23 protein-coding genes and 1 tRNA gene are annotated in these 24,918 nt (G+C 27.2%); 7 read left to right on the top strand and 17 right to left on the bottom strand.

All coding sequences use genetic code 11. The annotated features are described in order from the left end of the window. Window position 1 precedes the first annotated feature (1 nt). From ACKU4C_RS03410 to ACKU4C_RS03400, 3 genes are read right to left on the bottom strand one after another with little or no spacing between them, the layout of a single operon-like run. Complete coding sequence (locus tag ACKU4C_RS03410) at window positions 2-1,105, bottom strand: efflux RND transporter periplasmic adaptor subunit (RefSeq protein WP_321314449.1); 1,104 nt, start codon at window positions 1,103-1,105, stop codon at window positions 2-4. Then, window positions 1,095-2,852 (bottom strand): TolC family protein, encoded by a 1,758-nt coding sequence (locus tag ACKU4C_RS03405; RefSeq protein WP_321314448.1) that lies wholly within the window; start codon window positions 2,850-2,852, stop codon window positions 1,095-1,097. The genes ACKU4C_RS03410 and ACKU4C_RS03405 overlap by 11 nt, the downstream gene beginning before the upstream one ends. Further along, on the bottom strand, window positions 2,852-3,484 hold the full coding sequence (locus ACKU4C_RS03400; RefSeq protein ID WP_321314447.1) for a TetR/AcrR family transcriptional regulator: 633 nt from the start codon (window positions 3,482-3,484) through the stop codon (window positions 2,852-2,854). The genes ACKU4C_RS03405 and ACKU4C_RS03400 overlap by 1 nt, the downstream gene beginning before the upstream one ends. Before the next feature lie 142 nt (window positions 3,485-3,626). On the opposite strand from ACKU4C_RS03400, the gene ACKU4C_RS03395 reads away from it, so the two are divergent. Next, a complete protein-coding gene (locus ACKU4C_RS03395; protein WP_321314446.1) occupies window positions 3,627-4,331 on the top strand; it encodes a hypothetical protein in 705 nt (234 codons plus the stop codon). A gap of 29 nt (window positions 4,332-4,360) precedes the next feature. Here ACKU4C_RS03395 and ACKU4C_RS03390 read toward each other — a convergent pair whose 3' ends face one another. Further along, a complete protein-coding gene (locus ACKU4C_RS03390; RefSeq protein ID WP_321314445.1) occupies window positions 4,361-5,065 on the bottom strand; it encodes an SDR family oxidoreductase in 705 nt (234 codons plus the stop codon). A 96-nt stretch (window positions 5,066-5,161) separates the two neighbouring features. Between ACKU4C_RS03390 and ACKU4C_RS03385 the strand changes: the two genes are divergently transcribed. Then, the gene (locus tag ACKU4C_RS03385) at window positions 5,162-5,866 is read left to right on the top strand and encodes a rhodanese-like domain-containing protein (RefSeq protein ID WP_321314444.1); all 705 of its coding nucleotides are present in this window, start codon (window positions 5,162-5,164) and stop codon (window positions 5,864-5,866) included. A gap of 4 nt (window positions 5,867-5,870) precedes the next feature. On the opposite strand, the gene ACKU4C_RS03380 is transcribed toward ACKU4C_RS03385, so the two are convergent. Continuing rightward, on the bottom strand, window positions 5,871-8,036 hold the full coding sequence (locus tag ACKU4C_RS03380; RefSeq protein WP_321314443.1) for a hypothetical protein: 2,166 nt from the start codon (window positions 8,034-8,036) through the stop codon (window positions 5,871-5,873). A gap of 336 nt (window positions 8,037-8,372) precedes the next feature. Here ACKU4C_RS03380 and ACKU4C_RS03375 point away from each other — a divergent pair, with 336 nt between their 5' ends. Together ACKU4C_RS03375 and ACKU4C_RS03370 are read left to right on the top strand one after the other, a co-directional pair. Further along, entirely contained in the window at window positions 8,373-8,681 is a 309-nt protein-coding gene (locus ACKU4C_RS03375; protein ID WP_321314442.1) for a F0F1 ATP synthase subunit C, read from the top strand. A 131-nt stretch (window positions 8,682-8,812) separates the two neighbouring features. Then, a tRNA-Leu gene (locus ACKU4C_RS03370) sits at window positions 8,813-8,897 on the top strand. Between the two features lie 2 nt (window positions 8,898-8,899). On the opposite strand, the gene ACKU4C_RS03365 is transcribed toward ACKU4C_RS03370, so the two are convergent. After that, on the bottom strand, window positions 8,900-9,064 hold the full coding sequence (locus ACKU4C_RS03365; protein ID WP_321314441.1) for a hypothetical protein: 165 nt from the start codon (window positions 9,062-9,064) through the stop codon (window positions 8,900-8,902). A 188-nt stretch (window positions 9,065-9,252) separates the two neighbouring features. After that, window positions 9,253-9,420, bottom strand: a complete 168-nt coding sequence (locus ACKU4C_RS03360; protein ID WP_321314440.1) for a hypothetical protein — start codon at window positions 9,418-9,420, stop codon at window positions 9,253-9,255. A gap of 136 nt (window positions 9,421-9,556) precedes the next feature. Between ACKU4C_RS03360 and ACKU4C_RS03355 the strand changes: the two genes are divergently transcribed. Further along, window positions 9,557-10,621, top strand: coding sequence for a cobalamin-dependent protein (locus ACKU4C_RS03355; protein WP_321314439.1), 1,065 nt, complete (start codon window positions 9,557-9,559; stop codon window positions 10,619-10,621). Window positions 10,622-10,624: 3 nt separating this feature from the next. Further along, complete coding sequence (locus ACKU4C_RS03350; protein ID WP_321314438.1) at window positions 10,625-11,833, top strand: HAMP domain-containing sensor histidine kinase; 1,209 nt, start codon at window positions 10,625-10,627, stop codon at window positions 11,831-11,833. A gap of 17 nt (window positions 11,834-11,850) precedes the next feature. Here ACKU4C_RS03350 and ACKU4C_RS03345 read toward each other — a convergent pair whose 3' ends face one another. Next, window positions 11,851-13,404 carry a BCCT family transporter gene (locus tag ACKU4C_RS03345; RefSeq protein ID WP_321314437.1) on the bottom strand — a complete coding sequence of 518 codons (1,554 nt, stop codon included), beginning with the start codon at window positions 13,402-13,404 and terminating at the stop codon, window positions 11,851-11,853. Between the two features lie 181 nt (window positions 13,405-13,585). Continuing rightward, window positions 13,586-16,054: an ATP-binding protein gene (locus ACKU4C_RS03340; protein ID WP_321314436.1), complete on the bottom strand. Its 2,469-nt coding sequence runs from the start codon at window positions 16,052-16,054 to the stop codon at window positions 13,586-13,588. Between the two features lie 163 nt (window positions 16,055-16,217). Between ACKU4C_RS03340 and hcp the strand changes: the two genes are divergently transcribed. Then, the gene (gene hcp / locus ACKU4C_RS03335) at window positions 16,218-17,543 is read left to right on the top strand and encodes a hydroxylamine reductase (RefSeq protein ID WP_321314435.1); all 1,326 of its coding nucleotides are present in this window, start codon (window positions 16,218-16,220) and stop codon (window positions 17,541-17,543) included. Window positions 17,544-17,562: 19 nt separating this feature from the next. Here hcp and ACKU4C_RS03330 read toward each other — a convergent pair whose 3' ends face one another. The 8 genes from ACKU4C_RS03330 to ACKU4C_RS03295 form a co-directional block, all read right to left on the bottom strand. Then, the gene (locus tag ACKU4C_RS03330; RefSeq protein WP_321314434.1) at window positions 17,563-17,772 is read right to left on the bottom strand and encodes a cation transporter; all 210 of its coding nucleotides are present in this window, start codon (window positions 17,770-17,772) and stop codon (window positions 17,563-17,565) included. Window positions 17,773-17,785: 13 nt separating this feature from the next. Next, the gene (locus ACKU4C_RS03325) at window positions 17,786-20,113 is read right to left on the bottom strand and encodes a heavy metal translocating P-type ATPase (protein ID WP_321314433.1); all 2,328 of its coding nucleotides are present in this window, start codon (window positions 20,111-20,113) and stop codon (window positions 17,786-17,788) included. A 193-nt stretch (window positions 20,114-20,306) separates the two neighbouring features. Further along, entirely contained in the window at window positions 20,307-20,975 is a 669-nt protein-coding gene (locus ACKU4C_RS03320) for an STAS/SEC14 domain-containing protein (RefSeq protein ID WP_321314432.1), read from the bottom strand. A 19-nt stretch (window positions 20,976-20,994) separates the two neighbouring features. Next, entirely contained in the window at window positions 20,995-23,106 is a 2,112-nt protein-coding gene (locus ACKU4C_RS03315; RefSeq protein ID WP_321314431.1) for a heavy metal translocating P-type ATPase, read from the bottom strand. Between the two features lie 8 nt (window positions 23,107-23,114). Beyond that, the gene (locus tag ACKU4C_RS03310; protein ID WP_321314430.1) at window positions 23,115-23,453 is read right to left on the bottom strand and encodes a YtxH domain-containing protein; all 339 of its coding nucleotides are present in this window, start codon (window positions 23,451-23,453) and stop codon (window positions 23,115-23,117) included. After that, window positions 23,453-23,806, bottom strand: a complete 354-nt coding sequence (locus ACKU4C_RS03305) for a hypothetical protein (protein WP_321314429.1) — start codon at window positions 23,804-23,806, stop codon at window positions 23,453-23,455. Before ACKU4C_RS03305 ends, ACKU4C_RS03310 begins: the two co-directional genes overlap by 1 nt. Further along, window positions 23,796-24,047, bottom strand: coding sequence for a hypothetical protein (locus tag ACKU4C_RS03300; RefSeq protein ID WP_321314428.1), 252 nt, complete (start codon window positions 24,045-24,047; stop codon window positions 23,796-23,798). The genes ACKU4C_RS03305 and ACKU4C_RS03300 overlap by 11 nt, the downstream gene beginning before the upstream one ends. A gap of 93 nt (window positions 24,048-24,140) precedes the next feature. Beyond that, a complete protein-coding gene (locus ACKU4C_RS03295; RefSeq protein ID WP_321314427.1) occupies window positions 24,141-24,917 on the bottom strand; it encodes a DUF2202 domain-containing protein in 777 nt (258 codons plus the stop codon). Between the last annotated feature and the right edge of the window lies 1 nt (window position 24,918).

Here is a 24,918-nt window from a genome sequence, read left to right as displayed (position 1 = left end):
CTTATTTACCTAAATCTTTTTTATTACCTATCTTAACATGCATATTTTCAAAAACCTCACTCATTCCAGCTTTTAAAACCAAGTCATCAATACTTAAGCCTTCAGTAACTTCATAACCAAATTCAGTAAGTTTCCCAACTTTTATATCAACTCTTTTTATAATACTTTTATTATTTTCTTTTTTTATCACATAAACAAAAAAACCTTTTTTGTCATTTAGAACTGAGTTTGAGGGGATTAAAAGTTTATCTTTATCAAGATTTTTAAAACTAAAATATACACTAGCTGACATACCTGCTTTTATTTTTTCTGAACTATTTAAGATTTTGATAATCACTAAATAATTCTTTTCATTAGTAGATGTACTTTTTGAAACCTCTTTTATCTTTCCATTAAACTCTTCATTTGTCAAAGAATCAAATTTTAATACAACTTTTTCATCTTTTAGAACTCTATTAATTAAAGTTTCCGGTACTTTTAAATGAACCTCATCGACTACTTTATTCCCTAATAATATTATAGGTGTACCAGCATTTATATTCTCATTTTCATTTACATACTTTGTAGTTATATAACCATTAATTGGTGCTTTCAAATCAGTATAAGAGAGTTGAAGCCTTGCATATTCTAATTGCTTCGAAATATTTTCTACTTTTGCAAGAGCTGAATCATAAGCTGCTTTAGCATTATCAATATCACTTGCACTTGCATTTTGATTTATATATAGTTTTTTTGTTCTTTCGTAACTACTTTTTGCAAGTTTCAAACTAGCTTTTGCTTCTTTTAATGAAAACATTGCTTGGGAAACCTTTATCTTGTAAGGTTCTTTATCTAAAGATGTAAATACCTCACCTCTTTTTAATTCATCACCAACTTCAATATCAAAATCTTTTAGATTTCCTTGGACTTTAAAACTCAATTTTATCTGCTCTTTTGCAGTTGCTACTGCATTAAAAACTCTATACTCATTTTTATCTGTTGCTATAGGTTTTGTGACAAATACACTTTTTACATTTTCTATATTTTGTGAATCATCATCTTTTTTTGAACAAGCACTAAAAGTTAATGCAAGACAAGCTACTGTAAGTAAAATTTTATTTTTCATCTATAGCCTTTAATATTTTTTTCTCTAAATTATTTTTTTTGTTTTTATCTACTAATACATCAATATTTCCTGTGAAATAATATATTGATGATAGATTACTCAAATATTCAATTTCTGAAATATTTTTGTTTAATCTTGATATTGTATATGTGTTTTGTGCATCTAAGAGTGTAATAATATTTACTTCACCTTTTTTATATTTATCTAATACAGATTGATAGTTCTTTTTTGTGAATTTCATAGATTTTTTTGCATAAAATAGTTTTTTGAAAGAACTATCTAAAGCATCAATATTTTGTTTAATATTTTTATTTATCAGGTTTTTTGTTTCTTCATATTTTAATTTTAAATTTATCAATTCTAACTCATTTTTTTGTATATCAACACTTTTTTTTCCACCTTCGTAAATAGGTATAGTTAGATTTAAAACTGCTTGATACTCTTCATCATCCCAAGGTCTTTGGAAATTTTCTGCTTGACCATACCTATCTACTATTTTTCTTGCTTGGGCTTCAAATGCTATTTTTGGAGAGTATCTTGAAGCTTCATTTATTGATTTTTCCTCTTTTTTTGCCTCTATTAGTCTCTTTATATATTTTAAATTTGGGTGAGTGAGTACAATCTCTTCTGATAACAAATTTTGTACTTTTGAATTATCTAATACTTTTATTGCATCATTATTAAAAATTCTAAAAACTTCAGAGTCTAAATCATATTTTTTAAGAATATAATCCTTATTTATTAAAATTGTATTTGCCAATTCTGTTTTTAATAATTTTAAGCTATTTTGAGCTGTTGTCAACTTCATACTAACATCAGCAAGTTCACTTTCCCATCTAAAAACATCACTTTTGTCAGCAACTCCAATATCAAATTGCTCTTTTGCAAACTCTAAATTCTCTTTTATAAATTGTTGATTTGTATTGATAATATCTATACTATTTTTTGCTCTTGTAATATCTAAGTAGGTTAGGACTATTCTATAAAGTATTTCATCATTTGAAGCTTTTATTTGATTTTCTACTGATTTATCTAATAGTTTTTTTATCTCAATATTTTTTATTACACTATTTGAATATATTAACTGTGTAAGTTTCACTCCCATATCAACTGTACCCTCAGAATATTGTCCACTACTATACTCTGCTCTATCAGAATCTATTTGAATAACATTTGAAAAAAATTCAACCTGAGGTTTATAGTTTGATTTTGCAGATTCAATATCAAGTGAACTTAATAAAGTATTATTGTAATTTTGTTTTATAGAAAAGTTGTTTTTTATAAGATTAGAGTAAACATCATCTAAATTTAGTAGTTTAACATCCTTTTTTGTTAAAACTAATTTTTTATTTTTTTTATTTTCTATATGTATTGATGAACTTTTTTTCTCTTTTAAAAACTCAAAAATACTTAATGCCGTTGCTCTTACTATTTTTTGTTTGTCTAATTTTGAAAAAAAATCATTATAACTTACTATATAACTATTTTTTATTTTTTTATTTTTATTTTCACTTTTAATTAAATATATACGATTCTCTTTATCTATACAATTTGTTGTTTTACATTTAATTATTTGATAATTTATTTCATCTTCTAGATTAAAAAGTGTTTTTGTTTCCTCTTTAATATCTTTTATAAACCCACTTGAGTTATCATCTAAGACAAGCCTTATTTTGTATTCTTTTGCATTTAATATGTTTAATAAAAGACTTGATAAAAAAGTAACAATTAATATTTTTTTAATCATTATTTACTCCCTAATACAATTTCAATCTCTTTAATTTGTTCATCATCTAAACTTTTTTGTGTCAAATAAGGTTTTATAAAATAGTATAAATTTGCTGTACCTTTTTTCCCATTGTCACTTTTGTCTTTATCTAACAAATCCCAAAAAGAATAACTATTTGTAGCTATAATCCAAGAGTTTGATACAAAAAACAGTATCTTATCTTCACTCATGTTTTTGATATAACCAAATTTGATTTGGTGTTGAACAAGTTTTGAAATTAGCTCAATCTCTTTTTTCAACTCAATTTGCATAACCTCTTTAAACTTCGGGAAAGTTATCATTAGTAAATTTAACTCTTGGTGCAAAAATCTATATTTTGTATCTGCTTCTAAACAATTAATCAAAAAATCTTTTAACAAAAATATCTCATCTTTTTGGAAATTTTGTTTTTCTATTTGAGAGAAAATATTTTCTATATATTGTAAAAATATCTCTATAAGTATCACTTCTTTATTTTTAAAATAATAATAAAGATTTCCAACACTAATATTTAATGCACTTGCAATATGCCTTGTAGAAGTATTTATACAACCTTTTTCATTAAAAAGATTAAGTGACGTTTCAAGTATTTTTTCTTTTGTTGTCTTCAAAAAATAACCTTTTTAGAACATTTGTTCTAATTTTAGAACATCTGTTCTAAATTAAGACTTAAATAAAAAATTGACCTAGGTTAATTTCTTTTCTCAATTATATTGCTATTATTATGAATAAACATTCATATAAAGGCATATTATGTTAAAAAAAACAATTCTTAGCTGTTTAACAACTTTATTTTTTACAAATTATTTGTTCGCACTAAATGAACCACATACTGTAAAAGTTTTAGAAACCAAAAATGCTGGCGTTTATACTTATATAAAAGTAAAAGAAAAGAAGGATAATTATTGGGTAGCAATAACAAAATCAAATATAAAAATTGGTCAAACTATCACTATACATGAACAAGTTTGGATGAAAAATTTTAAAAGTAAAGCATTAAACAAAACATTTGATAAGATTTTATTTGCTCAAATACCTAAAAAAGCTATATCTGGTTCAAATGATATTCACAACATACATGGTAAGATGATAAGGAAAAAACAAGATAATCAATTAAAACCAAATCCAACATTTAATGATGATCTTATAATATCAAATAGTAAACCGATAAAAACTACTATCTCTAATCTTTATACACAAAAAGAGAAATATAAAAATAAAAATGTTGAAATCCAAGGAAATGTACTTCAAGTTTCAAATAAAGTTATGGGTAACACCTGGGTAAAAATATATAATGGTAAAGATGCTGTAATATTCAGATCTCCTAATGAAGATGAAAAAGTGACTATTGGTGATAAAGTAAAAGTGATAGGAACAATAAACACTAATGTAGATTATGGATACGGCTTTAAGTATGAAATAATAGGCGTAAATGGTAAATTTGAAATATTAAATTAGAAAAGTGTAGATTTAAAATCTACACTCTTTTATCTTACATATGAAGCATTATTAAAATCGACAGTTGTACCATTTACATATTCAGGACAATCGGTACCTAACCAAAAAATAACTTCAGCTGCTTCATCAGGCTCAGCAAATCTACCACTTGGAACTGCTTTTTTAAATTCAGCTTTTCTCTCTTCGGAATTATCTTTTTGCATATCAGTTTCAACAGGACTTGGAGCAATACAGTTTACTACAATTCCATGGCTTCCTAATAGTTTTGCAAATATTTTAGTAGCATTTATAAGCCCTGCTTTTGCTATTCCATACCAAATATCTGGGTGACCAATTTGACCTGCAATTGAAGCAGTGTTTACAATCTTTCCATAACCTCTTTTTTTCATCCCTTCACTAAATAGTGTCATAAGTTCAACTGGTGCATAAAGGTCTACATTCATAATATGCTCTTTGGCCTCTAATGGATAGTTATCATATGTATATTTTGGTTGCATATAACCTGCATTGTTAACTAAAACATCAATCTCTCCAACCTCTTTTGCTAAATCTTTAAGACCATCCATATTTGATAAATCATATTCTATTGTTCTTACTTTTGGATTATCTTTTAATGGAAAATTTGAAAAATCTCTAGCAACAGCTATAACTTCAAAATCAACTTCTAAAAATTTTTTCACTACTTCTAAACCTATCCCTTTATTTCCGCCTGTTACTAATACTCTATTTAACATCATATTTCCTTTTCATATTTTATATTATAGATTTTAATAAAATTATATAAAAATTTTATGATTTTTCAAATATACTCTAAATAAAAAAGGATGAAAATGAAAGCTATACTTATAATAATCTCATTAATATTTTATTCTTATGCCGTTGATCCAATTATGTTACCACTTAAAGGAGTAAAAGTTACTCATCAATTTGATAATGGAGTAAAAAAAGAGTATTTAATCCAAAGAGAAGTTGATTCTAAATGTATGGATATAGCTATAAATGTAGAAAACTTTCAATCTGGGAATTTGGCTTCAAAAAATATTGACAATATATGTAAAAAAACTTTTATAGTAACAAAAGGTGTAATTCAACCTTTAATTATAATAGAGGGAATAAAAACTGTTGCAGAAATCGAAGTATTAGATTTCATTGAAAATAAATCATCTAAAAATGCAAATAAATATATTTTAATTGATAGCAGAACCAACGATTGGTATCAAGCTGGCACCATTCCAAGTGCAGTTAATATTCCTTATGATGAATTAACATATGATGAAGACTTTGAACTTGAATATGAAAGAGCCTATGAATTGTTAGGTGTGAAAACTTTAGCTAAAAATAAATATGATTTTTCAGATGCCAAAACTGCTATCTTTTTTTGTAATGGAGCTTGGTGTGCCCAATCCCCAAGGGCAATTAAACAATTAGTAAAAATAGGTTACCCAAAAGAAAAAATTATGTGGTATAGAGGTGGAATTGCTTCTTGGGCAGGATTATCTTTGACACTAACGAAAAAACAAGAGGCTAAAAAGTAGCCTCTTAGTTTTGACCAAACATCTCTTTAAAAGCTTTTGCTATCTCTTGGTCTGTAGCAACCTTATCAACTTTTACAGTTTTCACTGATTTTTTTATTTTTGGTTTTGATTCATTTTTATTAAATAATTTATCAAGATTAATTTTATCTCCAAGTTTTTCTTGAATCTTTTTCTCTAATTTTTCTTTATATTTCTCTTTTATTTTTTTACCTGCAGCTGATTTTAAAAATGCTTTTGTATCAACAGAGACTTTAGGATTTGATAAGTTTCCTTTTACTGTTGTATCAAAACTATAATCCTTTATTTTAGATTGAATTAATGCAATTACAGTATTATTTTTTGTATTTATTGTACTACTTGGAACTACAATTGAAGTATTTTTACTCTTCATATCAACAACAGAATTTATGATATTATCATTAATATCACTTTTTAAATCAACTTTTTCATAAATCTCTCTTGTAATATCAAACTTTGCAAAAGTATTAATTATAGTTGAGTACTCATTTTTTATAAACTTTCCATTTAGTAAATTACCAGATATTTTACCAACTTTTGAAGCTAAATTATAATCCACATCAATATTTGACTTAGATTGAAAAATTTCAGGATAATAAAGCATATGAGTTAATTGTTTTACTTCAACATCTTTAATATTGGCTTTAAAGTCATCATTTAATAAATTAAACTTTATATCTCCACCAAATAATGAACTAACACCATCAATACTAAGATTTTGATTTTCTTGTTTAATATTTCCATCAACTTTTAATGAACCTCTCATTTTTTGTTGAGTTACATCATAAAGCTTTGATAAATCACTTGCTAATAAACTATAATCACTTATAAAACTTACATCTTTTACATCAAATACTGCTTTTTTCATATCTAACTTAGCCATACTTGTATCAACATTTACAAGTGAAATTGCTTTAGTATCTTCTAAATTTGTTGTAATATCAGCTTTGAAATTAAGTTTATCTTTTAATTTTTGATTAAATTGCTTATTTATTATAGTGTTATTTACTATACAATTTGATATTTTTGTAGTAATTGTACCAGCTAAATTTTCCATATTTGCATCATCTACTTTTGCAACAATATCAAGTATTCCCGCTGCATATTTTGGTTGATTTACTAAATTAAGTATCGATTCAATTTTAGCATTGCTAATAAGTACATTTGCAGATTTTGGTTTTGAGTTTTCAACTTTAATATCATAAATCGTTTCACTTCCGAAAATGTCACTATCACCTTTTAAAGTAATATTTTTATCTTCTATAACAACATTCCCTTTTGTAGAAAATGAACCATTAAACTTTTGATTTATCAAAGCTTCAAGTTTTGATAAATTTTTAACAAATAAATCGTAATCACTATTTACAACCATAGTATTTAGATTTACATTTGCATCTTTTATATTTAATTTTGCAATTGAACTATCAAAATCTAGTTTTGTATTTGCATTATTTGGGATAAGATTTGTTGTAGTTTTTGCTTCAAAAATAATTGGAAGTTTATCCTCTTTTAATTCTTTATTAATTGCTTTTGCATTAAGTACCCCATTAGTAATTGAAGTATTTACTAATCCATCTAATGTTGGAATATTTGCATTATTTATATTTGCATCAATATTTAATAAACCTTTTGCATATATTGGTTGGTTTACTAGATGTAGAAGTTCTTGCATTTTTGCATTTTTCATTTTAAATAAAATATTATCTGGTTTAAAATCTACAAGTTTAACTTTATAAGAAGTATTACTAGAAGCAACTAAACTATTACCTTCTATTGTTGTTAATTCTTGATTTCCAACAATTGTACCCTTTGTAGAAAAAGAGCCGTTTAGTTTTTGTTTAGTTATATTTTGAAGTTTAGATAAGTCTTTTACATTTATATCATATTTTAAATCTACACTTTTTGCAAAAATGTTTAATTTTCCCTCTATATTTATTACAGAGTTTTCATCAAGTGTTGCTTTGAATAAAATGTCACTCATAGTTAATTTAAAATCATTAACCTTCATATTAACATCTTGCTGTCCTTCATTTACTTTCGTCTCAATAATAGAAGCTACATAAGAGTTTCCAGGACTTGTAAATAGTAGTCCATAAATTGCACCAATAATTATAATTATAAATAATGTAAGACCAAAGAATAGTTTTTTCATTAGTTACCTTTTGTATTTTACTTTTGTATTTGAAGATGTTTTGATTATACATCAATAAAATTGAAGTCCTTATTATGCTATTAACTTAAGTAAACAATCTGTAACTTAAAAACAAAAGATAAGCACTGAAAATAGATAGCTATAGAGTTTAATAAAAAATATTAATATATTTACATAAAGTAACACTATATAAAAAAGTCAATACTTTTAAAAAAAAGAGGAGTTCTTTATAAAGATTTAATTAAAAAATTTATAAAATACCACCTATGCAAAGTGATAAGTAGGGATACGCAAGCCGAACGGACTTTGTTAAAAATAAATATTAAGGAATATAGAATGAAAAAAATCGTTCTTTTAATGCTAGCTTTCGCTGGTTTTGCTTTTGCTGCTGATGCAGAAGCTGGTGAATTATTAAAAGCTTACTCTGTAGTTGCTGCAGGTGTTGGTCTTGGTCTTGCTGCACTTGGTGGTGCTATTGGTATGGGTAATACTGCTGCTGCAACTATTGCTGGTACTGCTAGAAACCCAGGTTTAGGTGGAAAATTAATGACTACTATGTTCATTGCATTAGCGATGATCGAAGCACAAGTTATTTATGCATTAGTTATTGCGATGATCGCATTATATGCTAATCCATTTATGTAAGATCTGATTTAACTACAGATATTATAAAAACTTAAAAGGTCAAGAGTTTTGCTCTTGGCCTTTTTTTATTCCTAATTTTTAGACTTTAAACATTTTTTTAAAGCTAAAAAGATATAATCTCAATCTTTAAAGCGACCGTGGTGAAATTGGTAGACACGCTATCTTGAGGGGGTAGTGCTTTCGGGTGTATGGGTTCAAATCCCATCGGTCGCACCATTTTATTTTAATTTTAATCCCTCTATTTGACTCTCTCGATACTCAATTACATCTTTTAAGTTTTTAATAATTTTGCTTTGTTCAGCTAATTGTTCATTTATTTTTGTATATTTTTCTTGCCTACTATTTAGCTCATTTGTTAAAGATAAGATTCTTTTTGTATTCATTTCATTTTGTTTTTGTTCAGTTTTATATTTGTTATAAAAACTTTGTGATTCTTCCTTTAAAGCTTTTTTTGATTCTAGGTATTCTGTATTTAACCTTTTAATCTCATCTTCATAATAAGCTATCTGAGATATAAGTTTTTGATTTTAACTCATCAATTTTTAGTCGTGCACTGATATTTTGTCTTTTATTATCTGCAATAGATTTCATCACGAATTATTTTTAAACCAGATAATCCAGTTTCAGCAACAAATACTTTTGCAAATAATTTTAAAAATATTGTTTCAATTTTTTCTCTTATAAGTTCTTCATCATCAATTACTAAGATATTTAAATTATTAATAAAATTATTTTTCACTACATAACCTTAATATAAGTTTTAATTTAAAAATTAAATTGTATCATTAATAAAGTATTTTTTCAATATAATATAACCATGATACAGTCATTTGTGTTGTATTATAAATTTACTAATTTATTTTAAAGAGTTTAAAATGCATGAATTAATTAATAAATTAGATACCATACTAAATAAGTCACATATAGACAATATAGTTGAGTCTGATTTAAAAATAATAAATGAAATAACTAATAATATTTATAAAAATAATTTTTTTGAAGATAAATATAAAAAAAGTTATATTGACTCGTTAGTGAAAAATCATATTTACTATATGAAAGAGATATTTATAATAAAAAATCCTAATTTAATTTATGATCATATTTTATGGGAAATATCTACATATAACAAAATGCAACTTTCAAATGATTTTTTTAAAATTCTTTTCCAAGTAATTTTAGAAACTTTAATAGAGAATAAAGATTCAAAACTTTTTAATCTAATCCCTGTATACCAACTTTTAATAAGTAACTTTTCACAAATTGAAATAGATGCAAAAAATTATACACTAAAAGATAATACAAACTATAAAGATGAAACATATAAAGAGTTTGTATCAGCCCTTTTAGAACCGAATTTAACAAATGCAATTGATATTTCAAATAGATATATCAAAAATAAAAATGAACTAAAAATTTTTTGGGAACAAATTATTTTAAATTCATTATATACTATAGGTGAGATGTGGTCTAGAGGAGAAATATCTGTAGGTCAAGAACATACTGCAACTTCTATATGTCAAAGAGTTATGTCTTTGCACTATGATAAGGTATTAAATGTAAAAATTAATATGAAAAAAGTACTTATTGTAGTATCTCCTAATGAATTACATGAAATTGGAGCAAGAATGATTGCAGACCTTTTAGAATTTAATGGTTATGATACATATTTTTTAGGTTCAAAGAAGACTACAGAAGAGATAGTAAAAACTATAAATGAAGAAAATATAAAAAATATTTTAATATCAACAACCATGGCTTCAAATATATCGATGACTAAGCAATTAATCAAAGATATAAGAGATCTAACAAAAGATAAAATTATAGAAATTTACGTAGGTGGTCAAGCATTTAGTAATTTAGATAATGTGACCAAAATCACAGGTGCAGATTTATATATAAACTCTTTTGATGAATTAATAGATATTTTGGAAAAATAAACAATGGAAACACATAAGCTAATAAATACAGATATAGTTAAAAAATTATTTGAGGAGAGTGATAAATTAATTTTTGTTATTGATAAACAAACAAAGATACTTAATTCTAATAAAACTTTTTATGAACAAAATTTTGATTTTACTTATATGACTGAATTTATTACTTATACTCATATTAAAGATTTTAAAAATAAAATCAACACCTTAAACTCAGATAATAAAATTATAAAACTAATGAGTAATTTTAGCTTTAACAATCAAGATGTAGAAGATATTCCTACTTCATATAATGTTATACTTTTTCTGAATAAAGATAATACAATAACAGTTGTAGCAGAACCAAGATTAGCACTTTCACAAGCTGATGCAAAACTTTATCTCTCTTTAATAAACGACTTTTCTAATACTTCAAGAGAACTAACAAAAACAAAACAAAAATTAAAATATTTAAATGATAATTTAGAAGAAGAGATAAAAAAAGCTGTAAAAGAGATAAATGAAAAAAATGAAATAATTTTAAAACAATCAAGAGATGCAATGATGGGTGAAATGATTGATTCTATTGCACACCAATGGAAATCTCCTCTAAGTGTTATAAAACTTATTGCAGACTCTATTAATCTCGATATAGAATTATTTGATGGTATTAGTGAAGAAGAACTAAAAGTAGATACAAAAAAAATCATTGACAAAGTTGACCATTTATTAGAAACATTAGATGAATTTAGAAACTTCTTTAGACCAGATATTCAGACACAAACAACTTGTTTATTTGAACTAACTAACTCAGTTTCTGTATTACTAAAAGATGAATTAATAAAACACAAAATTAATATAAATGTTAATAATACTACAAATAAAAAAGTAGAATTAATACAAAATCAATTCAAGCATGTTTTGATAAACCTAATTAGTAATAGTAAAGATGCTTATATAGAACATAATATTTCTCAAAAAAATATAAACATAAACATATTTGAAAATGAAGATTTTGTAGTTCTAGAGTTTTTAGATCAAGCAGGAGGTATACCTGAAAATATATTAGAAAAAATATTTGAAGCAAATTTCACAACAAAACAAAGAGATAAAGGGACAGGTATAGGACTATATCTAACTAAGCAGATAATAGAAAAAATTGATGCTGAGATAAAAGTATTTAATAAAGAAAAGGGAACATGTTTTCAAATTTTGTTCCCTATAAAAAAAGATTAGAGTTAATTATTCTAATCTTATATTTTTTCACTTTTTAAACCTTTATATAATGATACACACATAACTAACAATACGATTGTAAAAGGTAAACCTGTAGTTACAGCTCCAGCTTGTAAGGCTTTTAAGGCTTCTTTTCCACCTACAAATAATAGTGACCCAGCAATAAGACCTTCAACAACTGCCCAAAATATTCTTTGAGGAACTGGTGCATCAACTTTTCCACCTGCTGTAATACTATCAATTACCAACGACCCAGAATCTGATGAAGTAATAAAAAATACTAAAACTAAAACAATTGCTAGAAATGATGTAATTGAACTAAAAGGCATATGTTCTAACATTTGAAACATAGATAATGATACATCAGAAATACCATTAGCTAGTTCTCCTATCCCTGAAATTGATTGTTTTAAAGCTGAACCACCAAATGCACTCATCCATAAAATAGTGATTACTGTTGGTATCAATAATACTGCAGAAATAAATTCTCTTACAGTTCTACCTTTTGAAATTCTTGCAATAAACATACCTACAAATGGTGACCATGATATCCACCAAGCCCAATAAAATACAGTCCAACCATGAAACCAAGCTGTATCTTCTCTTCCAACCCAGTTACTAAGTGGAATAATATTTACAATATAATCCTTTGCTGTTGAGAAGAAAGTTGAAAAAATATCAAAAGAAGAACCTGCTAAGATAACAAAAAATAGTAAAAATACAGCAATTAACATATTTATATTACTTAATAGTTTAACACCACCATCAACTCCTCTTATAACTGAAAAAGTTGCTATTGCTGTAACAAAAATAATAATTGCAACTTGAGTTGAAATACTTGCATCTACTCCAAATAAAAAGTGTAATCCACTACTTGCTTGCTGTGCACCTAATCCTAAAGAAGTGGCTAAACCAAATATTGTTGCCAATACAGCTAATAGATCAATAATATGACCTGGCCATCCCCAAATTTTATCACCAAAAATTGGATAGAATGCTGATCTTACAGTTAATGGCAATTTTTTATTATAAGTAAAAAATGCCAAAGATAAAGCAACAACACAATAAATAGCCCAAGGATGTAATCCCCAATGGTACATTGTTGCACCCATAGCCATACTTGCAGCTTCAGGTGTATTTGCTGCAACACCTAATGGTGTTTTATACCATGCAGTATAATAAGCAATTGGTTCAGCAACACTCCAAAACATAAGACCAATACCCATACCTGCTGCAAATAACATAGCAAACCAAGAGATTCTAGAAAATTCAGGTTTAGCATCTTTCCCACCAAGTCTTATTTTTCCAACTGGAAGAAAAATAAGAGCAAAACAAAAAAGAACAAATATATTTCCTGCTAACATAAATAGCCAGTCAAAATTATTTATAGACCACCACTTTGCACTTTCTAAAGCCTCTTTAGCTCCAACTGGAAACACTAACGTTAACATTACAAACAATAAAATTAACACTGCACTCATAAAAAATACTGGGTTATGTAAATCCATACCCATTATTTCGACATTATCCTGACCAACTTCATAGTCAGTTTCATATACTTTTGTTGACATTAAATTTTCCTCTTTGAATTATGTAAGAATATTACAATATTTTTAAAAAATATCACAATATAGATGATAATATTGACATACTTTATGTAATTTTTTATCATAGCATATGTTAATGTTTTAACATATAGTATATTAAATATTAATAAATTTGATTTTTTATTTAGGTAAGAAGAGAAGAATTTTAATATAAATCTTCTATATTAAAACTCTTTTTTATTGTTTTATCTGCAAAGTTTTTAAGTTTAGAATCTTCATTATCTTCTACAATAACAATTAAATCCTCTTTTCGTATATTACTTGAAATTTTATCTATATCATTTTGAGTTAAATTTTTTTCTTCAATTAACACTTTTGAGGTCTCTTTTTCATATTTTTTTATAAGCTCATCTAAAATTGTTGTAAAAGAGGTTTCAAAATGTTTTTTTATTTCCATAATATGATGCATAAAACTTACAGGATCACTATTATAAACTAAGATTTTATCTTTTAATTTTTCACTTTTAGAGATATCTTTTAGTTCAAAATTCTTTTTAAATACCTCATCTATTTTATCTTCATTTTTAGGTATTAGAACTTCAAATCTACTACCACTTCCCACTTCACTAGAAACTTTTATTTCTCCATCTAAAAGTATCAAAAGATCTTTACATATAGCAAGTCCAAGTCCAGTACCACCATATTGTCGTGTAATACTTGTATCAACTTGTTTAAATCTATCAAAAATGTGTTCTAATTTATCTTGAGGTATCCCTACCCCTTCATCCTCAATTATGATTTTAATAAATTTATCTTCATCTTTTACTTTAAATATAATATTTTTATCTTTTGGAGTAAACTTTAAAGAATTAGATAATAAATTTTTTACTATCTGTTTAATCCTAGATTCATCACTATAAATAAAATTTAAACTTTTATCTATTTCTAAACTAAGATTTATCCCTTTTTCTTCAGCTTGTGAGCTAAACATATCATTTATTGTTTCCATTAACTCTTTTACATCTAAAGTTGTATAATCAAGTTCAATTTGTCCAGCCTCTAGTTTTGAGATATCAAGTACATCATTTATTAGATATAGTAGGTCTTTACCACATTTATTAATTATCTCTAAACTTTTTACTTGTTTTTGGTCTAAATTACCAGTATTATTGTTTCTCATCAATTCACTAATTACATTAATTGAATTTAATGGAGTTTTTAATTCATGACTCATATTCGCCAAGAAATCATCTTTTGCTCTTGATAATTCTTCAGCTAACTCTTTTGCCTCATAAAGTTTTCTCGTACTATCATTTAACTCATTCATCATACTCGTAAAGTTTTGATTTAGTTGTTCTATTTCTCTAATATCAGTTTTTATAAGTTCAATTTTGAAATCTGTAGATTTAATCTCTGAAGTTTGATCTGATAATTTAATGATTGGCTCAGTGATAACTTTTGAAAACTTATTTATTCTTTTTAAAAGCATATAAAAGAAAACTACATAAAACAAAAGTAAAAATCCTATTGCTAAATATCCAATCTGATTTGATAACTCTTTTAAATTTTCAATTGAATTAAAAATCTCTTTTTTATCAATTAAAACCATCAATTTCCAATCTGTTTCTTTAACAGATTGTTGTAGCGTTAAATATTCATCATCTTTAATTTTTAGGGAATCTAATTCTAAATTATTTTCTATAAGATTTTTAAAATGTGACGCAAATGGAGATTTATTTTTTAATATATTAAACTCTTCAGGCTTTTCTATTGTTTTCAAAATCTTATCTGTATAAAGATGTTCTTTTAACTCTTTTAATCCCAAAAGATTCTCTATTTTTTCTGGCATGGCAATTATCATACCATCTTTACTAAGCATGAAAAATTTTGCATTATAAACTAGTTTTGTATTTAAAATATTTTTTATAAAACTATCAATTGTTATATCTAATCCTGTAACACCTTCTAAAAAATCACCATTATAAATAGGAACAATACAAGAAAGCATCCAACCATTTCCTGCTGGATCAAGATAAGCACCAGTCCAAACTGGTTCTTTTTTAGGGTTGTGTTTTAAATCAGCTAAATAGTAAAAATTGTAATCTTGCATTTGAATATGTGGACCATACTGTTCATAAACTTTATCAATAAAAGGATAAAGTCTATTCATATTGTCCCAACTATTAAAGTATGCCGCAACAATAATAGGATTTATCTCTGTAATACTTTTAAAACTAGTATCCATTGCTTCTGTAAAAGTTGCTTTTTCTATTGCTTTTTCATCTATTTTTGTTTGTGCAGAATAATAAACACTTGAACCAACTTTATTGGTTTTATAAAAAACTCCATTTGGTGCAACATCAAAACTAGGTTTTCCATTTGGCAATCTATTATTTTTAAGATTTTTAAATAGTACTTGATGTTCATTTTGCAATAGTTTTGCCATCATTGAAACTTCATTTAATTTATCTTCTATAAGTTCTACTTCATTAGATAAGATATCTTTTACATGTGATTGTGCTTCATTTAATAGCAAATTTGTATTTTTTGATGAAATATATGCATTTATTGAAAAGTAAAGTATTAATAAAGCGACCTCAACTACTAAAATTGGAATTAAAGAAAATTTAATGAAATGTAATGATAAAACTTGTTGGAGAAATTTTTTTGCCATCTTTTTCCTATATTAATTTATTATGATTATTAAATATAATAACTTAAATAACCATTACAATTATACATTAAGATAGTACTGTAATAGTATTATTGATTTAAATCAATGAAACATATACCTATTTCATATAGTATTTCAACTCAATTTAGAATAAAGGAATTTTATGAGTATGTTTTGTTATCAATGTGAAATGAGTGCTCCAAATGGCTGTGGTTCTACAGGCGCAACAACTGGAACATGTGGAAAAGATGAAAACCTTGCTAGACTTCAAGATATTATGATTTTTGGACTAAAGGGATTAAGTGCATATAGAGAGCATTTAAATGAACTAAAACCAAATCAAACTAAAAATGTAGATGATATTATTAGTGAAACTTTATATTTTACACTTACAAATGTGAATTTTAATTTTAATGATCATATAAACCAACTTATGAAAGTGGGAAGTGCTGGGGTAGAAGTTATGGATAAGTTATCAAATGCACACACAAATAAGTTTGGTATTCCAAGTCCTGTGAAAGTTAGTCAAAATGTGGTTGAGGGTAAAGCTATATTAGTTACAGGTCACAACTTAGATATGTTAGAAAAACTTCTTATAGCTACGCAAGACAAAGGTATAAATATATATACTCACTCAGAGATGCTTCCAGCCCATGGATATCCTGAATTAAAAAAATATCCCCACCTAAGAGGAAATGTAGGAAAAGCATGGTTTGACCAAGCAAAACTAATGGAAAAATTCAAAGGAACTTTTGTTGTTAGTACAAACTGTATTGTACCACCTAAAAAAAGTGCAACATATGTTGATAGAGTATTCACATACAAAATTGTGGGTATTGAAGGTGGTACAGCAATAGTTGATGATAACTTTGATGAACTAATAGAAAAAACTTTACAATGTGAAGATACAAATATGCAAGAGAATCTTACTCTAACAACAGGTCATCACTATAAAACTATTTTAACACTTGCGCCACAAATCTTAAAAGCAGTAGAAGAGGGAAAAATAAGACAATTTTTTGTAGTTGCAGGATGTGATGCACCAGGAAGTGCCGGAAATTATTATAGAGAACTAGTTGAAAATTTACCAGAAGATTGTGTGATTATAACTTCAAGTTGTGGTAAATTTAGATTCAATGACATAGATTTTGGGGAAATAGAAGGTACTGGTATCCCTAGATATTTAGACTTAGGACAATGTAATGATTCAAATGGCGCAGTAGAGATTGCAAAAGCAGTAAGCTCGGCTTTAAATACTCCTATAAATGATCTACCTATATCTATTGTACTTTCTTGGATGGAGCAAAAAGCTGTTATTATTCTTTTAGCCCTATTCTCTTTAGGTATAAAAGATATTTACCTAGGACCAAAACCACCACAATTTGTAAATGAAGATATATTTAACTTCTTAGTTGAAAATTTCAACCTTCACTTAACAGGTGATGCAAAAGAGGATCTAAAAAAACTTCTTATTGAAAAAGCAGCATAATAGCTGCTTTTTTATAAAACTATTTTACAGGTTCAAATCCTGCTTCTTCAATAGCTTCATAAAGTTTATCAACAGATAAAGATTCATCTTCTAAACTTACAGTTACTTTTTTTTCTTCTAAACTAACCTCTGCATTACTTACACCAGATAAATCTTTTAATTCATTTTCAACAGCCATTTTACAATGACCACAATTCATACCATTTACACCAATTTCTAATTCTTTCATAAAATCTCCTTATTTATAATTTTGTTTGTTTTAATCTTAAAGCATTTGTTACAACAGATACTGAACTAAATGCCATAGCAGTTCCTGCAACTATAGGATTAAGTAATCCTGCTGCTGCAATTGGAATACCTATTATATTATAAATCAATGCCCAAAACAGGTTTTGTTTTATATTTGCCATAGTTTTTCTACTAAGATTTATCGCTTTTGAAACACTTGTAATATCACCTTGAAGTAAAGTTACATCAGAGGCTTCTATGGCAATATCAGTTCCACTACCAATGGCAATTCCAATATTTGCAACTGCAAGTGCCGGTGCATCATTTATCCCATCACCAACCATTGCAACAAAAGCTCCTTTCTCTTGAAGTTGTTTTACTTTTTCACTTTTTTGTGTTGGTAAAACCTCTGCAAAAACATGTTCAATACCTACTTGTTTTGCAATATGTAAAGCAGTTTTTTCATTGTCTCCTGTTAACATATATACATCAATTCCTAAATCTTTAAGATTTTGTATTGCTTGTTTTGTATCTGCTTTAATCTCATCTGCAACTACAATAACTCCCTCATAAAAGTTATCATAAGCCACATAAATAAGTGAACCAACTTCATCTTTTATCTCATCATTTTCTATTTTAATATTTTGTTCAATAAATTTTTTTGAACCAACTAAAATCTCTTTGGAATCAATTTCGCCTTTAATCCCTAAGCCCGTAATAGCTTCTACATTTTTAACCTCTAAAAGTTTTCCTTCAAAAAACTCTGTAATTGCTTTTCCTAAAGGATGTTCTGAATGTTTTTCAATGGATGCGGCTAATTGTAAAACTCTATTTTCATCTTTTGCCAAAACCTTTGTTACACTTGGTTTTCCAAGAGTTATTGTTCCTGTTTTATCAAAAACTACTGTATCAACTTTTTGCATATTTTCAAGGTGTTCCCCACCTTTAAAAAGTATTCCATTTTGTGCCCCTTTTCCACTTCCAACCATAATAGAAGTTGGAGTTGCAAGTCCCAAAGCACACGGGCAAGCTATAACTAAAACTGCAACCATATTTATAATAGCAGTTTCAAAAGTGGTATCTTTTGCTAAAAAGTTCCAATATAAAAACACTAAAAAAGCTATTACTATAACTGTTGGTACAAAATAACCTGAGATAACATCTGCAAATCTTTGGATAGAAGCTTTACTTCCTTGGGCTTGCTCTACCACTTTTACTATTTGGGAGAGAAAACTCTCATCACCTAATTTTGTAGCTTTATATTTAAATGTTGAATTTCCATTAATTGTTCCACCAATAACACTATTTTCTATAATTTTTTTTACGGGCTTACTCTCCCCTGTAACCATAGATTCATCAATATAACTTTCCCCTTCAATAACAACTCCATCAACAGGTATCTTTTCACCTGGCTTTACTAAAATAATATCACCTTTTAAAACCTCATTAGTAGTTATTGTAATCTCTTTTTCATCTCTTATTACATTTGCTTTTTTAGGACTTAGATTTAAAAGTTTTGAAATAGCTTCACTTGTTTTAGATTTTGCTCTTTGTTCTAAATATTTACCCAATAAAATAAGAGTAATTAAAACTGCTGAAGTCTCAAAATATAAGTGTCCACCTGTTGTTATATTATAAATAGAGAAGATATACGCTGCACTTGTCCCCATAGCTACTAGTACATCCATATTTGCACTAAAGTGTGTTAGGTTTGCATACGCACCTTTATAAAATTGTGCTCCACAATAAAACTGAACAACAGTTGCTAAAAGAAGTTGAAAATATCCATTTGAGAAAAAATCGGGAATAATACTCAATGAAAATATCATATCAAACATCCCTAAAAGCATAGGAATACTAAATATAGCAGAGATAATCAGTTTAATCTTTTTCTCTTTTAACTCTTCATCGTTATTATTTAACTCAACACCTTTAGCCTCTTTTGCACTAAAGCCTAGTTTTTCTATTCTTTTTATAATTGAATCACTAGTTTGTAAGCCTTTTAAAATAGTAAAAGTTCCCTTATTTGTAGTAAGATTTACATTTGATTCAACTACCCCATCCATTTTTGCTACTTGTTTTTCTATCCTACTAGAGCAAGCTGAGCAACTCATACCACTAATATCAAATTCGATTTTTTCTTTTTCCACTTCAAAACCATATTTTTCAATTTTTTCTATAATTGGGTCTAAATCTAGTTTTTCATCGCTTTTAAAGAAAGCTTTGTTTGTTGTAAGATTTACATTAGCTTCTTGTATCTCTTCATTTTTATTTAAAAGTTTTTCTATTCTACCTGAGCAAGCTGCACAAGTCATACCTTTTATTGATAAATTGTAATCCATATTAAAACCTTTTTGGTTTTTGTTTTATTAAAAAAACGATTATACACTTTTTAAAGTTATAACTATTAAAAATAGTTTAGTTATAAGAGAGTTTAAAAAAGATGATTTTTATTCTTTTTATTTTCAGGAAGTTTGGTAAAATACAATTAAATACTAAAGGCTAAAGCACCTTTAGTATTTAAGACTACTAACTCTAACTATTTAAAAGCCAAGTTTTAGCTTTATCATATTCTTCAAAATACTCTAAATCAAAAGAGAATACTTTATCAACTAAATGTACAGAATACTCTTCAAGTTTATTATTACCAACAATAGCAATTTTATTTAACTCTTTTATATGCTTCATAGTAAAAGTTAAATCATCCCATAAAGCCTTTAACTCAACACCTTCTATTTGAGTAATGTCAAGTAAGATATTTATAGATGGAACTTCATAAGTATCCAATAAAGTCTCTATTTTTTCTTGAAATGATTTAAATTCTACATGGGTTAGATTACCCTTTATTGCTAATTCAACAAAAAAGTTATTTAAAGATATTGCGAAACTATCTTCATTAAGCTCTTCTATAATTTCATCTTTTTTTGAAATTATTGTTTCTTTTTGAGTATTAATATTTTTAGATTTTTTCTTTGTTGGTTGATATAAGGTATGATGCCAATAAGAAAACCCCACTAAAGCTACACCAGCAACAACATGAAGTCTTTTCATAAATTTATTTTTCATATACATTGATGTCGCAACGGTTATTCCCATTGTGGCTGTCATGCCGATTTTTGCTATCTCTTTTTTAGTATCTAAATCAATCTCAATTCTTGGTAAAAGAGGCTTTTTTTCTTCTATAGTTATATCTTGTTTTTCCATATATATTTTAAATGTAAAACTATTTTTTTACATTTACTCCTTTCATTGAATTAAGTAATAAACCTATTGTTGTTCCATTATGTAAAAATGCAGTTGTTACAGGAGAAAATAAACCTACTGTTGCTCCAGTTAAAATCAAACTATTAATTCCAACTGTAGCAGCAAAATTATAATTTATAAGTTTCATAGTTTTATTTGCTAACTCTTTTACATCTGAAATAGCTGATATATCATCAATCAAAAGACCTATATCAGCAGTAGCTTTTGCAATATCTGCACCCTTACTCATACTTATACCTACATTTGCACTCATAAGTGCAGGAGCATCATTTATACCATCTCCAACAAAAGCAACATTAGCACCTTCATCTTTTAATTTTTTAACAACATCTGCTTTACCAGTAGGTCTCATATTTGCAAATACAACATCAATACCTAATTCTTTAGCTAAAACATCTGCTTTTTCTTGAATATCACCTGTAAGCATAACTAGCTTTTTTGCTCCAAGAGTTCTAAGTTTTTCTAAAGTCTCTTTTGCATTTTCTCTTACTTTATCTCTCATCCCTATTGTACCAAGGAGTTTTTTGTCATATCCCACATATAATAAAGTTTTACCATCTAATAAGCACTCTTCAATTTTTTCTTCATATTTAGAAAAATCTATTTTTTCATCATCCTCTAAAAAGTGTCTACTTCCAATAACAACCTCTTTATCATTTACAATAGTTTTTACACCATGGGCAACTATAAACTCAACCTCTTCATGGTGCATATGAACAAACCCTTTTTCTCTTGCAGCTTTTACAACAGCCTCTGCAACAGGATGAAAATAGTGTTCTTCGGCACTAGCTGTAAGATTTAGAATATCCTCTTCAAGCCAATTTTTATCAAAAGAGCTTATTGATTCAACTTCAAGTTCTCCATAAGTTAAAGTTCCTGTTTTATCAAAAACAAAAGTGTCTGCATTGTTAAGTGCTTCTATTGACTTAGCACCCTTTATCATAATTCCATCTTTTCCAGCTTTTGAAATAGATGATTTAAAAGCAACAGGAGTTGCAAGTTTTAAAGCACAAGAATAATCAGCTTGAAGTACAGCAGCTACACTTTCAAAATCTTTATTAATAAAATATGAAACTCCAGCTAAACCTAAAGTAACAGGGACAAGCTTATCGGCAAGTTTTGTTGCTTTTAAACCAACTGCTGATTTTTCATTTAAAGATGAAGCAATATAGTTTTTAATTCTAGCAGTTGCAGTATCCTCGCCTACATATTCTGCCCAAATTTTAAGTCTTCCCTCTTCAACAACAGTTCCTGAGATAACTCTGCCACCTCTTTGTTTTGTAACAGGTTCACTCTCACCTGTCATCGATACTTGATTAACTGAAGCTGTACCGGCAATGATATGTCCATCAATTGCAATAGTATCCCCTGCTCCAACAATAACAATATCACCAATTTTAATTTGTGCAGAATCTACAAGTTTTTGTACAGCTTTTCCATTTTCTTCAACTTCTATCCAAGCTTTTTTAACATTTGGTTTTGCTAATTCTTTGATTAAATCATCACTTTTATGAACAGTGGTCTCTTCTATATATTCGCCTAATTCCAACATTGCGTTAGTACTATTTGCAGCAAAATAATCTTTTCTAGCAATACTAACACCAACTGCTGTTGCTTCTAACACTTTAGAAGTAAGTCCTTCTGTAAAGAGCTCTTTTGCTCCTTCTATAAGTAAAGGTTTTGAAGCATATGAAGTAATTGCAAATTTGGCTATATCATTATCAATAAATCTTTCTGCACCTAAAGCAGTACTAGCTCTTAAAACTCCATTTAAACTCGGTTTTTCTTCACCTACGCAATCTACACAATCACTTAAAAAAGTATCACAAACTTTATATCTAGCTAAATCAAGTTTTATTAATAAATCCTCTATAGTGTCTAAAGCTTTTCCATCATGTTCAAAAACAATAGAACCAATTTTTTTATTAACCCTTACACTATTAATACCATCAATAGATTGCAAATATTGAACTAAAGATGAAATATTAAAATCCTCTTTTTTTAATTCTTCTAAATAAAATCTAACTCTTTTTTGAGTTTTATGTAAAAGTTTTATATTGTTTTGACTCATTTTATCTCTTAATCTTGTGCTTCCATTTCAGCTTTGGCATCTTCAAATCTTTCTTTCATCTCTTCAATACCAGCACTAAAAAGAGTACTTCCTTTTGCAATTGTTTTAAAAATAGCTTTTTGAGCATTTTCATTAGTTAAAATATATGCACCAAGAGCTCCTACAACAGCACCCATTAAAAACTTATTTGTATCAAAAGAACCTAATAAACTACTATTGGCACTATTATCAATATATGGATTTTGATTTACTAAATTAACATCCTGTGCTTGTTGAGTATTTGCTGTTTGACTTGTTTGAGTAATGTATGGATTTGCATTTATTGTATTATTTGTATTATCAACCATTATTTTTCTTCCTCTTCTTCAATAATCTCTTCTTTAAATCTAGGAGTAAGCTTTTCATTAATTTTTTCTACTGCATAAACTCCTGCCATACCAATAGAAAGAGCAGTTAACATTTTCATATAACTTCCTTCTCCAACATAATTAGCTACTGCAATAGAACTTCCTGTAACAATTCCACCTTGAATTGAAAGTTTTAATGAGTCTTGAATAGCCTCATTTTTTCCAATCTGACCTTTTTTATATTTATTATAATTTATTCCTGCAGCTAATGCACCAGCAGCAAGTGAACCACTTACTACATGACCAGTTACGTTTCTTGGTGCACCTGTATCAATCGCTAAATTAGTTGTCATTAATTATTTCTCCCTTTTCTTCTGTTGTCTCTTCTTTTTTCTTTGATTTGATTGATTCAACTTTTTCACTTACAGTTGCTTTTACATCTTTTGTAAGCTCTTTTGTTTTTTCAAAGCCCTCTTCAGCAAATTGTTTTGCTTTTTTAGCTCCACTATTTACACTTTTTCTAATCTCTTTATTATTGTTGTACGCAACAACAGCTACAGCACCAGCTGCAACTCCAGCAATGAAAGGTAACATTATTTCTCCTTTTTAGTTTTTTTAGTTTTTGAAAACAACACAACTACTGACCCACCAATAAGTGCACCAAGTGCAAAAGGTATAAATGGCATATTAAACCTCCTCTTCTTCTGTAGTATTTTCTTTTTTATCTTTAGTTACTTGAGAAAATACTCCAGCACCTACAGCACCTAATAAAGCACCACCAACAAAAGAAAGATTAGAATTACTTAAAAGTTTTAAAATATCTTCTTGACTTACATTTCCTGTAGAAAACTTAGATGCCATAGCACTGATTTCATCCATTTTACTAATAGCTTCATCAATGTTATGAATACTATTTTCTTGATGGATCGTATTTACATCTACTTCATTTATATTTAAATTTGAATGTTTCGCAACTGCTTGTCTTAATGCAGGTAGATGATTATTATAAGATGCAGCTTGAAGTCTATATAATAAATCCAATACATCAGGATAATCTTTAGCATAAGTGATTAAGTTATCATACATTTTAATATTATCAATCTCTTCAGCAACACCAACTTCAGATGCTTCTAAAATAGAATTAGGTGTTTCAACTTTAATAACCCAATCATTTAATGGGGCAGGAACTTGATATTTATTTAATAAAACAGTTAACTCTTCATAATGATTTATTTCAGCTTGTAATATATTTATAAAAGGTGTCTGACTTCCAAATTTTTCTACAATTACCCTATAATTTTCATAAGCATGATATTCATCATAAATAGCAATTCTAAGTATTTGATGAAGTATGGGTTCATTGTAAGTTGGATTTACTCTTAAACTATCTAATAAATCCTGATCAAAATTTGAAGTAGGTAGATTCTCTTCTACAACTTTTTGGGTATCTAAATTTTCTTCCATT

The organism is Halarcobacter sp. (assembly GCF_963676935.1).
Classification (GTDB): Bacteria; Campylobacterota; Campylobacteria; order Campylobacterales; family Arcobacteraceae; genus Halarcobacter.
The sequence above is the reverse complement of the archived record's forward strand: the minus strand, read 5'-3'. Positions and strand labels throughout refer to the sequence as shown.

Excerpts from the sequence above, each read along its gene's own strand:
- ACKU4C_RS03410 (WP_321314449.1), bottom strand. The coding sequence starts at position 1,105 with ATGAAAAATAAAATTTTACTTACAGTAGCTTGTCTTGCATTAACTTTT.
- ACKU4C_RS03405 (WP_321314448.1), bottom strand. The coding sequence starts at position 2,852 with ATGATTAAAAAAATATTAATTGTTACTTTTTTATCAAGTCTTTTATTA.
- ACKU4C_RS03395 (WP_321314446.1), top strand. The coding sequence starts at position 3,627 with ATGTTAAAAAAAACAATTCTTAGCTGTTTAACAACTTTATTTTTTACA.
- ACKU4C_RS03390 (WP_321314445.1), bottom strand. The coding sequence starts at position 5,065 with ATGTTAAATAGAGTATTAGTAACAGGCGGAAATAAAGGGATAGGTTTA.
- ACKU4C_RS03385 (WP_321314444.1), top strand. The coding sequence starts at position 5,162 with ATGAAAGCTATACTTATAATAATCTCATTAATATTTTATTCTTATGCC.
- ACKU4C_RS03380 (WP_321314443.1), bottom strand. The coding sequence starts at position 8,036 with ATGAAAAAACTATTCTTTGGTCTTACATTATTTATAATTATAATTATT.
- ACKU4C_RS03375 (WP_321314442.1), top strand. The coding sequence starts at position 8,373 with ATGAAAAAAATCGTTCTTTTAATGCTAGCTTTCGCTGGTTTTGCTTTT.
- ACKU4C_RS03365 (WP_321314441.1), bottom strand. The coding sequence starts at position 9,064 with ATGAATACAAAAAGAATCTTATCTTTAACAAATGAGCTAAATAGTAGG.
- ACKU4C_RS03355 (WP_321314439.1), top strand. The coding sequence starts at position 9,557 with ATGCATGAATTAATTAATAAATTAGATACCATACTAAATAAGTCACAT.
- ACKU4C_RS03350 (WP_321314438.1), top strand. The coding sequence starts at position 10,625 with ATGGAAACACATAAGCTAATAAATACAGATATAGTTAAAAAATTATTT.
- ACKU4C_RS03345 (WP_321314437.1), bottom strand. The coding sequence starts at position 13,404 with ATGTCAACAAAAGTATATGAAACTGACTATGAAGTTGGTCAGGATAAT.
- ACKU4C_RS03340 (WP_321314436.1), bottom strand. The coding sequence starts at position 16,054 with ATGGCAAAAAAATTTCTCCAACAAGTTTTATCATTACATTTCATTAAA.
- hcp (WP_321314435.1), top strand. The coding sequence starts at position 16,218 with ATGAGTATGTTTTGTTATCAATGTGAAATGAGTGCTCCAAATGGCTGT.
- ACKU4C_RS03330 (WP_321314434.1), bottom strand. The coding sequence starts at position 17,772 with ATGAAAGAATTAGAAATTGGTGTAAATGGTATGAATTGTGGTCATTGT.
- ACKU4C_RS03325 (WP_321314433.1), bottom strand. The coding sequence starts at position 20,113 with ATGGATTACAATTTATCAATAAAAGGTATGACTTGTGCAGCTTGCTCA.
- ACKU4C_RS03320 (WP_321314432.1), bottom strand. The coding sequence starts at position 20,975 with ATGGAAAAACAAGATATAACTATAGAAGAAAAAAAGCCTCTTTTACCA.
- ACKU4C_RS03315 (WP_321314431.1), bottom strand. The coding sequence starts at position 23,106 with ATGAGTCAAAACAATATAAAACTTTTACATAAAACTCAAAAAAGAGTT.
- ACKU4C_RS03310 (WP_321314430.1), bottom strand. The coding sequence starts at position 23,453 with ATGGTTGATAATACAAATAATACAATAAATGCAAATCCATACATTACT.
- ACKU4C_RS03305 (WP_321314429.1), bottom strand. The coding sequence starts at position 23,806 with ATGACAACTAATTTAGCGATTGATACAGGTGCACCAAGAAACGTAACT.
- ACKU4C_RS03300 (WP_321314428.1), bottom strand. The coding sequence starts at position 24,047 with ATGTTACCTTTCATTGCTGGAGTTGCAGCTGGTGCTGTAGCTGTTGTT.
- ACKU4C_RS03295 (WP_321314427.1), bottom strand. The coding sequence starts at position 24,917 with ATGGAAGAAAATTTAGATACCCAAAAAGTTGTAGAAGAGAATCTACCT.